12 protein-coding genes and 2 pseudogenes are annotated in these 14,684 nt (G+C 63.8%); 7 read left to right on the top strand and 7 right to left on the bottom strand.

The window, feature by feature from the left end; all coding sequences use genetic code 11:
• Positions 1–7: 7 nt before the first annotated feature.
• Positions 8–253 (top strand): annotated as a pseudogene (locus ACLQ62_RS07625) (IS1380 family transposase); the annotation flags it as partial.
• An 89-nt stretch (positions 254–342) separates the two neighbouring features.
• Here the strand turns inward: ACLQ62_RS07625 and dhaK are convergent.
• The 4 genes from dhaK to ACLQ62_RS07605 all read right to left on the bottom strand — a co-directional run bounded on the left by dhaK (position 343) and on the right by ACLQ62_RS07605 (position 3,743).
• Positions 343–1,338 (bottom strand): dihydroxyacetone kinase subunit DhaK, encoded by a 996-nt coding sequence (gene dhaK / locus ACLQ62_RS07620; protein ID WP_411721045.1) that lies wholly within the window; start codon positions 1,336–1,338, stop codon positions 343–345.
• 97 nt (positions 1,339–1,435) lie between these two features.
• Positions 1,436–2,074 (bottom strand): dihydroxyacetone kinase subunit DhaL, encoded by a 639-nt coding sequence (gene dhaL, locus ACLQ62_RS07615; RefSeq protein ID WP_411721044.1) that lies wholly within the window; start codon positions 2,072–2,074, stop codon positions 1,436–1,438.
• Entirely contained in the window at positions 2,071–2,877 is an 807-nt protein-coding gene (locus ACLQ62_RS07610; RefSeq protein ID WP_411721043.1) for an HAD-IA family hydrolase, read from the bottom strand. The genes dhaL and ACLQ62_RS07610 overlap by 4 nt, the downstream gene beginning before the upstream one ends.
• A gap of 2 nt (positions 2,878–2,879) precedes the next feature.
• A complete protein-coding gene (locus ACLQ62_RS07605) occupies positions 2,880–3,743 on the bottom strand; it encodes a class II fructose-bisphosphate aldolase (RefSeq protein WP_411721042.1) in 864 nt (287 codons plus the stop codon).
• 159 nt (positions 3,744–3,902) lie between these two features.
• On the opposite strand from ACLQ62_RS07605, the gene ACLQ62_RS07600 reads away from it, so the two are divergent.
• From ACLQ62_RS07600 to ACLQ62_RS07585, 4 genes are all read left to right on the top strand, one after another.
• On the top strand, positions 3,903–4,322 hold the full coding sequence (locus ACLQ62_RS07600) for a GlcG/HbpS family heme-binding protein (RefSeq protein WP_411721041.1): 420 nt from the start codon (positions 3,903–3,905) through the stop codon (positions 4,320–4,322).
• Between the two features lie 167 nt (positions 4,323–4,489).
• Positions 4,490–5,518, top strand: coding sequence for an NAD(P)-dependent alcohol dehydrogenase (locus ACLQ62_RS07595; RefSeq protein ID WP_411721040.1), 1,029 nt, complete (start codon positions 4,490–4,492; stop codon positions 5,516–5,518).
• 113 nt (positions 5,519–5,631) lie between these two features.
• Positions 5,632–6,213: a hypothetical protein gene (locus ACLQ62_RS07590; RefSeq protein WP_411721039.1), complete on the top strand. Its 582-nt coding sequence runs from the start codon at positions 5,632–5,634 to the stop codon at positions 6,211–6,213.
• Positions 6,210–7,775: a GMC family oxidoreductase gene (locus ACLQ62_RS07585; protein ID WP_411721038.1), complete on the top strand. Its 1,566-nt coding sequence runs from the start codon at positions 6,210–6,212 to the stop codon at positions 7,773–7,775. The genes ACLQ62_RS07590 and ACLQ62_RS07585 overlap by 4 nt, the downstream gene beginning before the upstream one ends.
• Positions 7,776–7,943: 168 nt before the next feature.
• Here the strand turns inward: ACLQ62_RS07585 and ACLQ62_RS07580 are convergent, their stop codons facing one another.
• Entirely contained in the window at positions 7,944–8,600 is a 657-nt protein-coding gene (locus ACLQ62_RS07580) for an IclR family transcriptional regulator (RefSeq protein ID WP_411721047.1), read from the bottom strand.
• Positions 8,601–8,691: 91 nt separating this feature from the next.
• Positions 8,692–9,034, bottom strand: a pseudogene (locus ACLQ62_RS07575) (transposase); the annotation flags it as partial.
• Positions 9,035–10,041: 1,007 nt separating this feature from the next.
• Between ACLQ62_RS07575 and ACLQ62_RS07570 the strand changes: the two are divergent.
• Entirely contained in the window at positions 10,042–11,559 is a 1,518-nt protein-coding gene (locus ACLQ62_RS07570; RefSeq protein WP_411721037.1) for a CoA-acylating methylmalonate-semialdehyde dehydrogenase, read from the top strand.
• A gap of 103 nt (positions 11,560–11,662) precedes the next feature.
• Here the strand turns inward: ACLQ62_RS07570 and ACLQ62_RS07565 are convergent, their stop codons facing one another.
• Positions 11,663–13,198: a PucR family transcriptional regulator gene (locus tag ACLQ62_RS07565; RefSeq protein WP_411721036.1), complete on the bottom strand. Its 1,536-nt coding sequence runs from the start codon at positions 13,196–13,198 to the stop codon at positions 11,663–11,665.
• Positions 13,199–13,350: 152 nt separating this feature from the next.
• On the opposite strand from ACLQ62_RS07565, the gene ACLQ62_RS07560 reads away from it, so the two are divergent.
• Entirely contained in the window at positions 13,351–14,679 is a 1,329-nt protein-coding gene (locus ACLQ62_RS07560) for an aspartate aminotransferase family protein (protein WP_411721035.1), read from the top strand.
• The last annotated feature ends 5 nt before the right edge of the window (positions 14,680–14,684 follow it).

Raw genomic sequence — 14,684 nt, 5'->3', positions numbered from 1 at the left:
TGTGTCGATGCTGGCCCGGAAAACTGGACTCGGACAGCTGGCCAATGAGCGACTCACGGTCCCGGGTCATTACGGTGCGAACGCCGGGGTTGAACGTGACCGCTGTGGTCGCGGGGATGGTCGCCGGCGCAGACTCGATCGATGACATGGCCCTGCTGCGCCACGGCGGCCTGCCGAAAGGATTCAACGGGACATATGCCCCTCGACGTTAGGGTCCTCCCTGCGGAAGTTCACCTTCGGCCACGTCGGGCAGAGAGGCCTGGCGATCAAGCCCGCGCGACCCAGAAACCAGGCTCAAACCGAATTCAGACCCGAGCCCCAAGCCGACCGGTGGATCGAGGCTTAGAACACCCGGATGGGCACTTCCGCCGGGTCCCTGAGCAGCGACTCAATTTCGTCGTCGAGCTTGACCAGGGTGATGGATGCCCCGGCCATGTCCAGGGAGGTGCAGTATTCGCCGACGTAGCTGCGGCCAACGCTGATACCCTGCTCCGCGAGACGGTTGTGCGCCTGTCCGTAGAGCAAGTAGAGTTCGCTGATCGGAGTTCCGCCCAGTCCGTTGATCATGAGAGCCACGCGGTCCCCATTACCGAACGGCAGGTCTTTGACGATCGGGGTGAGAAGCTCGTCCACGATCTCGTTCGCGGACATCATCTTGGCCCGGCGGCGGCCCGGCTCCCCGTGGATGCCGACACCGAGTTCGATCTCGTCCTCGCCAAGCTCGAATAGCGGGCTACCCTTGGCAGGCGGGGTGCAGGCGGTGAGCGCGACGCCCATGCTGCGGGTCACGGAATTGACCTTCTCGCCGATCCGGATCACCTCGTCGAGGTCGGCCCCGCGCTCCGCGGCGGCGGCGACTGCCTTGATGACGAAGAAATTACCAGCCACGCCGCGACGGCCGATCGTGTAGGTGGAGTCCTCCACGGAAACGTCATCGTTGATGAAGAGCGTCCTGACCTCGATGCCCTCGGCGGAGGACATCTCCTGTGCCATCTCAAAGACCATCTTGTCGCCAGTGTAATTGTTAACCAGCAGCAGCACGCCCTTGGGCGACGCTAGCATCTTGGTCGTCTCGTAGACGTAGTCAAACGGCGGGGCGGCGAAGACATCGCCCGGGCAGGCAGCGTCGAGCATGCCCTTACCCACGATCATGACGTGCGCAGGCTCGTGGCCTGAGCCGGAGCCCTGGACGATCGAGACCTTGTTCTGATCCGGGCCGTCGGCACGCATGATGAGGTTGTATTCGGGCACGTACTTGAGGGTGTCCGGGTTGGCGAGTGCAAGACCCTGGAGCATCTCGGGCACAAACTGCTGCGGGTCGTTGACGAACATTTTCATGAGATCTCCACATCGTCGTGATGATTATTAGGGATTAGTTGTGATGCATATTGGGGATGAGGCGAAACAGGCAGAAAAAGCTGATGGATAGTCTGAGCTAGCGCTTGTCCCAGCCTGCGATGATGTGCTCGATGATGATGGCGACGGCCACGGCGCCGGCGTCCGGGGATCCGATGCTGCGTTCCCCGCTGTAGCTGGCCCGGCCGCGCTTCGCCTCGAGCTTTCTGGTGGCATCGGCGCATTCACGGGCGGTCCTGGCAAAAGCGGCACGGCACTCGGCGGCGTCGGCGCCAGCGGCGATCTGACGTTCGAGCTCATCTGTGGCAGGAACCAGAGCGTCCAGAAGGGTCTTGTCACCGAGGTTCGCGTTCCCGCGCTTCATGATGCCATCGGCGGCCGCGCGCAGCATGGCGACGGCGGCGGTCCCGTCGATCGTGTCGAGCGCCTTCGAGGCGGTCGAGGCCCGCAGGAAAGCGGTACCCCAGAGCGGCCCCGAGGTGCCGCCGATTCGGCTGGAGATCGACACGGCGATCTGCTGCAGAAAAGTGGCGACGTCGTCGCGCTTGAAAGTATCCCAGTCGTTGAGCACCTTTTCGAAGCCCCGGGCCAGCGAGTAGCCGAGGTCCCCGTCGCCCACGACGGCGTCGAGGTCGCCAAACTCCTTTTCCTTGTCGACGGCGGTCTGCGCAAGGGTGTGGACGACGAACTCGACGTCGGCGAGGTCGGTTGCAGTCATGGTGTCTCCGTCGTGGTTGAAGGGATGGCGATAGGGCCCGGCTGCGCCAAAATGGCCTGAAGCGTCGCCAGTGAGACGGCGCCGGGAACGTGGACTCCTGCAGGATTGCTCAGCACCTCGGCAGGCTCGCCCGGGTCGCCCAGGGAAGTGACCACCAGCGAAGCGCCGCTGAAGTCCTCCTCACGGGTGTAACCGCTGACGGTGACCAGGGTGCGCAGTCCCGCGCCGAGTGCGGCGCGCAGCCCGTTGGCGCTGTCCTCAACAACGACGGCTTCATTGGAGTCGAGGCCGAGTTCCTTGAGCGCAAGCAGGTAGATGTCCGGGGAGGGCTTCTTGTGCGGCACGATGTCGCCGGCGAAAACCGTGAAGGCCTGCCCGAGCTCAACGCCCACTGCGTGCGTCAGCACGGCGCGAACGGCCGGTTCCGCAGAGGTAGAGGCGACGGCGAGGATCCAACCGGCCGCGTGCGCTTCCTCGACGATCCGGGCGATACCGGGCCGGGGGGGCATCGAGCCGGATGCCACAAGTTCCTTGTAGATGGCGGTTTTGCGGTTGTGCCACGCCAGAATTGCCTCGTCCACCGCGGCGCCGTCGGTCAGGCCGAGGTGCGAGGCGAGTTCCGGGGTCATGATGCTGCGCATCCGCTCCTTTCCGCCGCCGATCCTGACCTTCTCCGCATACTCCTCCGCGCTCCACGTCACGGGAACGCCGAATTCGGCGAAGGTCTGGTTGAAGGCCGGCAGGTGCCCGTACTGTTCGGTGTCCGCGAGCACGCCGTCGCAGTCGAAGATGAGGGCCGGCAATGTCAGCGACCGCCTTTGCCAGCGCTGCCGAACTGCTCGGTCAGACCCGTGACCATCGCGATGATGTCCGCGCGGGTGTGCGTGAACAGCGACGGCGGATCCCATTTGTTGTCCCGCTCAGCCTGGGTGAGGAAGGCCAGGCCGGACTGAATGAAGGTCTCCTTGAGCGCCGTGGAGATGTTCACTTTCGCGCAGCCGCGGGCGATGAGGTCGGCGAATTGCTCCGAACTCAGCCCGCTCCCGCCGTGCAGGGCGATGGGGATTTGGCGGGCTTCCACGATCTCGGAGACACGCTCGACGTCGAGCACGGGAGCCGCCTTGTAGCTACCATGGGCGTTGCCGATGGACGGGGCGAACACGTCGATGCCGGTGGCGTCGATGAAGGCCAAGGCCGTATCGAGGCTCTGCTGGGGTGCGATGTCATCGGAGCCGTGGTCATCCTCGACACCGGTGATCGCCTCGATCTCGCCTTCCACCTGGGCGCCATACTGGCGAGCCTCGGCGACCACTTCGATGGTCTGGCGCTGGTTTTCCTCGACGGGCATACTCGAGGCGTCAAAAAGCACGGAGTTCCAGCCGGCCTTGAGGCACTCACTGACCACGCTGCGGTCCGGGCAGTGGTCCAGGTGGAGCGCGACCGGCACCTCGATGCCCCTAGTGAGGGACTGCCACATGTCGAACAGCACCCGGGAGCCGATGCTGCGAACGGTTTTGACGGAGGTCTGCAGGATCACCGGGGAGTTCGCCCCGACCGCGGCTGCGAGGACCGCCTCCATCGTGAGGTCGTTGAAGACGTTGATGGCCGGCACGCCGTAACGGGCTTCAAAAGCCGGGACAACGATGTCCTTCAGGGGCACAACACCCACAGCCAGCCTCCTAGTTAGAGTTTGTCTCACCTTAAGGAAGCTTCTCTCGCCGGGGTAGGAGGGATTCCCCGCACACCGGCTTGGGGGTAATCACCACCTATCCGGGCGGCGTCGTCCGTGGTTGAGTTGAGCCACTAATTTCAGGCGGAAGGATACCAAATGGCCGACGGAACCGTACTCGAAACCATCACCCTTGAAGAGGCGCGGCGCGTAATTGACGCTGCCGCCGCGAAGGCTACCGAGATCGGGCAGCCAATGGATATCGCCGTTGTCGACGCCGGGGGCAACCTCAAGGCTCACGTGCGCATGGACGGGGCGAACATCGGCAGCATCACGATTGCGATCAACAAGGCGTACACGTCGATCGCGTTCCAGTGCGAGACCGGCGACCTGCAGGGAGCCACCCGCCCAGATGGCCCCATTTATGGATTGAGCGATGCCCACGGCGGGCGGCTTGCGGTCTTCCCCGGCGGCATTCCTCTGGTCCGCGACGGCCGAATCATGGGCGCCATCGGGGTCTCCACAGGGTCTATCGAGCAGGACCAGGAGGTTGCCAAGGCGGGAGCGGGGGCTTGGTGAAACGTCAGCGGGCAAGTTCAAGCGATTCATCGCCTGTGCACCGTCGCTGATGCTCGGCAGCTTTGGATCGTTGAAGTAGGCGTTGGCTTAACTTCGTTGCCGGGCGACGGACGGATGCTGAATCTTGTAGCGACTCATACGTCGGCGACGTTGACAAGGAGGAACCCGTGAAGGCACTACGACTGCACCGGTACGGCCACCACCCCGTGCTCGAAGACGTTGCCGAGCCGAAGATCACCGGACCGTGGGACGTCATCGTCGACGTCGGCGCGGCTGGTTTGTGTCGCACCGACCTCCACATCATCGAAGGCCAGTGGGAGCCGATCCAACATCCGAGCCTGCCGTACACCCTCGGCCACGAGAACGCCGGCTGGGTACGCGAGGTCGGCAGCGCAGTGCACAATGTGCGTGCGGGTGACACCGTGATCATGCATCCGCTCACCAGCTGCGGACTCTGCCCTGCCTGCCGCATCGGGCAAGACTCGCACTGCGAGAACGCGACCTTCCCCGGCATCAACGTCGATGGCGGCATGGCCCAGCAGCTCCTCACAAACGCCCGGGCGGTCGTGAAGTTGGATGGCGCGCTCCAACCCCGCGACGTCGCGGCCCTCGCCGACGCCGGGCTCACCGCCTACCACGCAGTGCGCAAGGCCGCCGATATGCTCTTCCCGGGCACTCACGCCGTCGTTGTCGGAGCGGGCGGACTCGGGCACATCGGCATCCAGGCACTCGCAGCCATTACGAGTGCCACGATCACCGTCGTCGACCGCAGCGAGGCCGCCCTTGAACTCGCGAGCACGCTCGGCGCACACCACACAGCGCTCGCGACCGACGACGCAACCGTGGAAAAGCAGGTGCTCGACATCACCGGTGGCGGCGCCCATGTCGTCTTCGACTTCGTCGGCGAACGCGGCGCGGAACTCCTTGCCCCACGGCTGCTGCGCAACCGCGGCTCGCATTATGTGATCGGGTACGGCGGTGCGGTGAACTTGCCAACAATCGAGATCATCTCCCGCGAGATCAATGTGATCGGCAATCTCGTCGGAACCTACAACGACCTTGTCGAACTGATGACCCTTACCGCACAGGGTCGCGTCACACTGCACACCGCGGTGTACCCGATCGATGCAGCGCTCGACGCGATTGCGGACCTCGAAGCGGGCCGGTTGATCGGCCGCGGCATCCTCGTTCCCTGACTGGACGCCAGCCGACAGATTGGCCGAAGGCTCGCAGCACCATCAACACCACCAGGCGCAGCAGCACCAAGTACCTCCCACTACCCCGACCGCTCGAGCATAGGAGCAGACAGATGGCGTTCCCTGCTAAGTACCCGCAATTGAACGAGACGGAGATGACGGATGACGCGCGCAGAGTGCTCATCCGAATGATCCGTGTCGCCTTCCCCCACCCGTCCTTTCCCGACGGCCCGTACGAGCGCACGGCCGACACGATCCTCGCTGAGGCACAGAACTCGACCTGGTTCCGAGTCGCGCTGACCCAGGGCCTGCTCACGCTCAGCCATTTCGCGGGCGGCGACTTCCGGGACCTCGACGACGAGGCTGCGACGAAGGTGCTTCGCCGAATCGAAGCGACGGAGTTCTTCGGCTTCGTGCGCCGCACAACCGTGCTGAACCTGTACGACCACGAGGACGTCTGGGAGGTGCTCGGTTATGAGGGTCCGAGCTTCGACAAGGGCGGATACGTCGACCGCGGGTTCGATGACCTCGACTGGCTACCCGAACCACGCATCGAGACCTACGACGGCCCACGTCGACTCGTCGAGGTCGCCGATAGCCTGCCGGGTGGCGCGCCGAGCGCAACGCCAACTGATCGCGACACGAGCAACCAGCCCGGCAAACGCGACGCGGAGATGGCGCAGGTAAAGAAATGACCGCCATCGATCAGAACGAAGATGCCATCGTCATTATCGGCTCCGGGGCGGGCGGTGGAACCCTCGCCTACGAGATCACAGCGAAGGGCATCCCCGTCGTCGTCCTCGAGGCGGGACCGTACCTCCGCAATGACGACTACGTCAACAACGAGTGGGAGGCCTTCAATCAGATGGCCTGGCTCGACCCGCGCACTACCTCCGGTTCGTATCGCATTGCCCGGGACTTCCCGAATCTGCCCGCCTGGATTGTCAAGGCGGTCGGCGGCACGACGACCCATTGGTCAGGCGCGACGCCGAGATTCAAGGCACACGAGTTCGCGACTCGAAGCACATATGGTCGTATCGAAGGCGCGAATCTGCTCGACTGGCCCATCACCCTCGCCGAACTCGAGCCGTACTACGACAGGGCCGAGATTGCGATGGGGTCGACGCACGTGCACGGGCGCAAGCCCCTGCCTGCGAATAACAACTACAAGGTGTTCGCCAATGGCGCCGAGCGACTCGGCTACTCGTTCTACTCCACCGGCCCGTACGCCACGAACGCCGAGGAGTATGACGAGCGTCCTGCGTCCGTCCAGGATGGCTTCAACTTCCAGGGCGACAAGAGCGGCGCGAAGTGGTCGACCCTCGTCCGCGAGATCCCGCGGGCCGAGGCGACCGGTCTGCTCGACCTGCGTCCGAACTGCCACGCGGTGCAAGTCACCCACGACGCGACGGGACGAGCGGATGCCGTGCTCTACCTCGACCCGGACGGCAATCTCCAGCGGCAGAACGCGAAGCTCGTCGCGGTCGCCGGCAACTCCATCGAGACCGCCCGACTCCTGTTGTTGTCCGGCAGCCCGATGTTCCCGGACGGTCTGGCGAACTCGTCTGGGCAAGTCGGACGCAACTACATGCGCCACACCACCGGGTCGGTCTACGCGCGATTCGACAAGCCTGTGCACATGTACCGCGGCGAGACGATGGCCGGCGTTATCGCCGACGAATCGGGCCACGACCCGGATCGCGGATTCGCCGGCGGCTACTACCTGGAGACGATTTCGCTCGGGCCTGCCTTCCTGGCCAGCTTCGCCGACCCCGGGGCGTGGGGAAAGGGCTTCACTGAGATCCTCGACGCCTACAGCAACACCGCCGCCCTCTGGGTCGTCGGTGAAGACATGCCCCAGGAATCGAACAGGGTCACCCTCAACACGAGCGTGACCGACAAGAACGGGCTTCCGGTGCCGAACATCCACTTCGACGACCACCCGAATGACACCGCCATGCGCAACCACGGTTACACGCAGGCCGAGCTACTCTACGATGCGGTCGGCTCGATCGGTTCGCACCGCACCCCGCCATACCCGGCCACGCACAACATGGGCACCGCCCGGATGAGCGAAAAGCCCCAGGACGGCGTGGTCGACAAGTGGGGTCGCGCGCACGACGTGCCGAACCTGTTCGTCAGCGACGGGTCGGTGTTCACGACGGGAGCTGCGGCCAATCCGACGCTCACCATCGTGGCGCTCGCCATCCGGCAGGCCGAGTACATCGCCGATCAGCTTAAGTCCGGAGGCGTCTAATATACTCGTCCAACGCTCTCAAGAATGATGCGAGCCTCGCCCAGTGCTTGGGTGCCGCACCGCCGGGGCGGGTATGAGAAGCACTACTCTTTCACCGGCGTGCACGAATCCGACGTCGAATCACTCGGTATCGACGCCAATGCAACACCGCGGCATTCGACGGGCGCCTCACGCCACCGTTGCCGATCGCCGAACGATCCCCGACCGGTAGTACTTGCTCACCCCATTTGCTGTATCCCGCAGCAGCCGCTCCAGCACCCGCTCCCGCTCGCCTGATACTTCCGCGCTCGGTGCGCTTACCGCGACGGCTCCGACGAATATGCCCGCGCCGTTGCGCACCCCGATCGCCGCGCAGGTCATGCCCGGCACGAACTCCTCGTGCTCCCAGGCAATACCGGCGTGGGATACGAGTGCGAGGTGTTCGTCGAGCTGGTTTCGCACCGTCATTGTGTGCGCGGTCAGCCGCGGCATCCCGTGTGTCTCCAGATACTGTGTCACCTGCTCGCTGGTCATCGCCGACAGCAGGATTTTGCCGAACGCCGTCGCGTGCGCCGCTTCGTGAAACCCAAAATTGAGAGGCTTAAGACGCGGATGCTCCGGCGAATCCATCACGAAGGCGACGACGACGTCGGCGCCGCGGTACACCGCGAAGTACCCTGCCGCCTCGGCCTTCTGGTGCAGGCGGGCGATCTCGGCACGCACCGGCGTCGGCACCCCAATCTGGCGGTGCAGAGAAACCCCCAGCCGGTCGAGTTTGTACCCGAGCTCGAATCGGTGCTCGGTACGAAGATGCACGAGATAGTCGCTCTGCACGAGTGCCTGCATGAGGCGATACACGGTCGGCAGCGGATAGCCGAGTGCCCGCGACACCTCCCGCGCAGATACCCCACCGCGCTCGGCACGATCTCGAGGATCGCCGACAGGTCACCGTGACGGGGACACCGTCGACGGCCAGTTCACGGACCAGCGGGGACATCATTTTGGGTTGACGTCCCGGGAAAGATACGCGACGGCGCGGCGCATGACCTCGGCTTCTTGCTCCAGGAGCCAGATCCGTTTCTTCGCCTCACGGAGCTCGACGGATTCGTGCTCGTCACACCAGGCTTGACGCCGTCTTCGACGTCGGCCTTCTTCAGCCGGTTCACCAGGCACGACTCGGAGATCCCGAACTTTTTCGCGACCTGGTTCAGCGGGGCTTCATGCTTCCGGGCGACCGCGACCGCATCGCGGCGGAACTCGGCTGGGTAGGGCCTGGGCATGATGAACATCGTCCCAGCGAAGACGAATCTTCACAGGTCGGGAGTCAACAAACCGGGGGCAGTCCCGAACAAATCGACGCGGCAGGTTGCTTCCTCATGCGGCCCAACCTTTCGTGCTCACCGCCCGACCGGCCTGGGCCTGCCCGTGTCACCCCACGAAGAAGGTCCCGTTGAGCGTCTCTGTATCCCGGGACTTTCACTCTGGGCGAGCTGACGTGATTCGAACCTGCGACCCCTTGTAAGGAAATAACCTAAACTCGGGTTTTACCGAAAATCTCCGAAAACTGGCGGATTCCCTTGTGTTTACAGGGAACCGGGCGGTTCACTGCCTCCAATTGTACTCGGTCAATTCGGGTCAGATGAAATTGAATCTGATGACTAAATGATGACCATTTGAACCGCTTTTGGCGCACTCAACATCTTGTCGGGACTTCGCCGGCAGGAATCGGGCAGTGGTCCCCGGCCGAACCGTAGCTGCGTTCACCAGCGACCCCGTGAAAGGACTTTGTGCGGCTGAGGCCTGTCCGTAAACGAGCGTTTGTGGACGACCTCTCCACCACTCAGCGGTGTCCGGTTACGTCTGCCATATTCCGATCTCCGAACTCGTCATCGCTTCCGGAAACCAGCTGAAGATTTCGGGCATCGCAAGAGACGGCGAGTCGTGGCCGGCCCGTGCTTCTGCCCGGCAGATCCGTTCGAGCGATCGCGGTCCCGCCGATGAAGGCGGCGTCATATCGAACGGATCCTGCAAGTGATGCGAGCATGTGGTTCATGAGACGATCTCGAGCTGTGCACCGGACGGAACAGGAATATTGCTTCGTATCGTCCCCGGCCCGATTGCCGAGTCCGCTCCTTTTTGCTTGCCTTGTCCGAAATTGGCGCGCGACAAAATGGACATGACGTGCGGTGTTTTTGTACACGACTGTCAGTGCACGTCGGGGTCGACCGGATCAATATTGTTTGGGGCCCCGCCCGACCATGCATCCCACCAACCCAAGGATTGATCGATGACCATCGCCGAAACCATCCCGACCACTTTGTCCGTCGTTCCTCACTGGATCGACGGCGCCGAAGCACACTCGGTCTCCGGGCGGACCGCGCCGGTATACGACCCTGCGCTGGGTATCGCGACGAAGGAAGTGGCTCTCGCGAACGAGGCGGAAATCAATGCGGCCATCGCCTCTACGAAAGCCGCCTTCCCGGCCTGGCGGGACATGTCGCTGGCGAAGCGGCAGACCATACTCTTCAAGTTCCGCGAACTTCTCGACGCGAAGAAGGGTGAGCTCGCCGAGATCATCACCTCGGAACACGGCAAAGTAATCTCCGATGCCCTGGGGGAAATTTCCCGTGGCCAGGAAGTCGTCGAGTTCGCTACCGGTCTCGCTCACCACCTCAAGGGTGAGTACTCCGAACAGGTCTCCACCGGAGTCGATGTGTATTCCACGAAGCAGCCGCTCGGCGTCGTCGGCATCATCAGCCCCTTCAACTTCCCTGCAATGGTGCCCATGTGGTTTTTCCCCATCGCCATCGCGGCTGGCAACACCGTGATTCTCAAGCCATCCGAGAAGGACCCGACGGCAGCGCTGTGGATCGCCAAGCTGTGGAAAGAGGCCGGCTTGCCCGATGGAGTCTTCACCGTGCTCAACGGCGACAAGGAGGCCGTCGACGGTCTCCTCACCCACCCCGACGTGAAGTCCATCTCCTTCGTGGGCTCCACGCCGATCGCCCAGTACGTGTATGAAACAGGCACGAGACACGGAAAGCGCGTTCAGGCGCTCGGCGGCGCCAAGAATCACATGCTCGTCCTCCCCGACGCCGACCTCGACCTTGTCGCCGACTCTGCCATCAACGCTGGCTTCGGTTCCGCTGGCGAACGTTGCATGGCGATCTCGGTAGTCGTTGCCGTGGAGCCCGTCGCAGACGAGCTCATCGCGAAGATCCAGGAACGTGCCGCAACCCTCCGGATCGGCGATGGCCGTCGCAACTGCGACATGGGCCCGCTCGTTACAAAGGCGCATCGCGACAAGGTCGCCTCCTATATCGACATCGCTCTGGAGGACGGTGCGAAAGTCGTTCTCGACGGCCGGAGCATCGACGTGGACGGCGACGAAAACGGATTCTGGCTCGGACCCACCCTGATCGACGAAGTCCCGACGACGTCGCGCGTCTACACGGAAGAGATCTTCGGGCCGGTCCTCTCGATCGTCCGCGTGAAGAGTTATGAGGAGGGCGTCGACCTCATCAACAACGGCGCATTCGGAAACGGCACCGCCATCTTCACCAACGACGGCGGTGCTGCACGTCGGTTCCAGAACGAAATCGAGGTCGGAATGATCGGTGTCAACGTGCCGATTCCCGTTCCGGTCGCCACCTTCTCATTCGGCGGATGGAAGCAGTCACTCTTTGGCGACACGAAGGCCCATGGCGCAGACGGCGTGCGGTTTTTCACGCAGCACAAGGCGATCACGTCCCGCTGGCTCGACCCCAGCCACGGCGGGATCAACCTGGGGTTCCCCCAGAACTGAGGCGGATGCCTGAGGCCTCGAGCGCTCGAGCGGTCCAGGGCCGTCGGCCACATATTTCCCCGGGAACAGGTGATCGGCGGCCCGGCCGTTGTGCTGCCGCTTTTCAGAGGATCTCGGCGGCTGGCGGCACGAACTGCAGCGCCGCCCAGAGTTCCGACCGGTCCCGGAACCGCGAAAGGTCAATACCGAGCAACTCTTCGAGCATCCGGATTCGGTTCCTGAGGGTATGCCGGTGGATGCCGAGGGCTTTCGCGGTGGGGTCGGCGGCGCAATTGTTCTCCAACCAGATTCGAGCTGTCTGCAGCAAAGCTCGGCCGTCTGCGTCGTCCTGCGTCAACAATGGCTGCAGCATCCGGCGTGCAACTGCCTGACCTCCAGAGGCTTCCAGCAACCCCATCATTCCTTCGCCCGCCAGGAGGTCGAACCGCACGAAGGGATGCTCGGTCGAGGTCCGCTGAGCAGCCCGACGGCCCTCATCCAGGGCAGCACCCAGTCCGCCCCAGTCGACAGTCGCAGAGATACCGGCCTTGACGTTATGCCGACCGAGGATCGCCTCCAACCCGGCAGTGTCGTCATAACGGGTTATCGCGACGACCTCATCATCGCGTTCGGCGAAGAAGAGCCGCCCGCTCTGCTTGTCGGCGTACATTTCGAGCTCATCGAGAAGCGACTGACCTCTCAGAGGCTCCGCGAGTACAGTCACCCGGAGCGGGGCCGACGGCAGCGGACCCCCCAGCCGTTTCGCCGTCCTGCCTGCGACGTCGATGACTCCGGCAAGCAGCAACTCGAGGAGGCCGGAGCGAAGTCCCCGACGAGCGGTTTCGACCTCGCGACTCTGCTCCAGCGCAATACTGGCCAGAGCGATGACGCTGGCAACGAGGTCGTTCCCTGCGGGATCCAGGGGGGTCGCCGTGCCGACGGCGAGGACTCCGCGGAGGCGATCCTTCTGCCCCAGCGTCTGGAGTGTGACGCCACCGTCCGCAGCGCTGAGGCGCACGCCCGCACGCGTTCCTCGATCCAGAGTGGATCGAACGGCGTCGACGACGCTTGCTTCCAGAGAGGCTGGTATGTCGATACTTCGGGGAATCCTCACGCGATTCCCCACCGAATCGTAGAGCGCGACCCAGCATCGGAGGTGCTTCTCGAGTTCGGAGACGATGGCGCCGAGCGCGTCCGGCCTGAGCGCTGCACGTGCGACAGCCCGCTGAGCCTGAAGGGACCACTCGAGACGCTTCCGCTCGTCGTAGGCGACAGCGTCTGACACGAAGCGGATGATGCCCATGAAAGGAGTGCCGTCCGCCACCTCGACCAGGGGCAGATCAGCCGCACGGCATGCCTGCACCAGGGCTAGCGGCAGGTCGTCATGCGCGACCTTCGTCGCGAATCCCAGCACACGGATGCCCCGGGTCCTGAGCCGCTCGACGTACGCATCGACTCGTGCCTCAGATTGGTCCTGTGCGAACTGCACGCCATCGGTGAGCAGCAACTGGCCGGGTTCCAACCAGGGCGTCGGGTCGAGAAGGTCAGAACTGTGCGCCCACAGAAGCGGCTCGTCGAGAACCGGATGCTTCTCGTCGCCGACGACCAGTCGAAGCCGGAACGTTCGCTCGCTGAGCAGGGATCGAAGTGTGGCAGGCATCCGCATCTTTCTGTGTAAGGGCTGCCGTAGATCTCTTTTTCGAGTTCAATCTGGACAGTGCCGCGCGCGCGATTAGACAATCCTGCCATGGTTGTGGGCGCAGGCAGACCTTCACAATGAGAGGGACTTCTCATCCTCCGTGAAAGGACCCCATGAGCACCACCTCCCTCGAATCACCCGCCATCACGAATGCGATCGTCTCGGATCTCGATCGTTCCGCGGTGTTCCACTCCTGGTCAGCGCAGGGTGCTTTGAAGCCCTTGGCGATCGCCGGGGGCCTCGGCACGGCGGTCTGGGACCACGACGGAAGGGAATACCTCGACTTCTCCAGCCAGCTGGTCAACGTCACGATCGGCTACCAGCATCCCAAGGTGGTCGCAGCGATCCAGGAACAGGCGGCGCTCCTCACGACGATCGCGCCCGCCCATGCGAACGCGACCCGGGCTGAGGCAGCCCGGCTGATCACCGACCGGGCGCCGGACGGGTTCAACAAGGTCTTCTTCACCAACGGCGGCGCCGACGCCAACGAGAACGCGATCCGCATGGCCCGCCTGTATACGGGACGGGACAAAGTTCTCTCCCGGTACCGCTCGTACCACGGCAACACCGGAGCTGCGATCGCTGCTACCGGTGACTGGCGCCGCATCCCCAACGAATATGCTCGAGGCCACGTGCACACGTTCGGCCCGTACCTCTACCGTTCGGAGTTCTGGGCTGAGACTCCTGGGCAGGAGTCCGAGCGGGCTCTGCACCACCTCGAACGTGTGATCCAACTGGAGGGGTCGGCGAGCATCGCTGCGATTCTCCTTGAAACCGTCCCAGGCACAGCCGGGATCCTCACGCCTCCACCGGGATACCTCGCTGGGGTCCGGGCGATCTGCGACCGGTACGGCATCATCCTGATCCTCGACGAGGTCATGGCTGGCTTCGGACGAACCGGCGAATGGTTCGCGTTCGACGCGTTCGACGTGCGCCCCGACCTGATCACCTTCGCCAAGGGCGTCAACTCGGGATATGTTCCGGCCGGAGGTGTGGTGATTTCGGACGAGATCGCACGGCATTTCGATGATCGAGTGTTCCCCGGCGGCCTCACCTACTCTGGGCATCCGCTTGCCTCCGCCAGCATCGTCGCGACCCTGTCGGCCATGGCTGAGGAAGGGATCGTCGAGAACGCCGCTTTCATCGGTTCGAACCACATCGGCCCGGCGCTCGCCGCGCTTCAGGCCAGGCACGACGTCATCGGCGAGGTCCGCGGAAGCGGCGTCTTCTGGGCGATCGAACTCGTGGCCGACCGCGTCACTCGCGAGCCGCTCGCGCCGGCGGCCATGGGGCGGCTGAAAAGTGACCTGATGTCGCGTGGCCTCCTGCCGTTCATCGCAGACAACCGGATCCATGTGGTTCCGCCGGCTGTCATCACTCCGGAGGAGACCGAACGCGGAATCGGCATCATCGATGATGCTCTCTCGGCATTCGCGGGATGAGTTGG

Source organism: Mycetocola sp. (assembly GCF_046716805.1).
Taxonomy (GTDB): domain Bacteria; phylum Actinomycetota; class Actinomycetes; order Actinomycetales; family Microbacteriaceae; genus Mycetocola_A.
The sequence above is the reverse complement of the archived record's forward strand: the minus strand, read 5'-3'. Positions and strand labels throughout refer to the sequence as shown.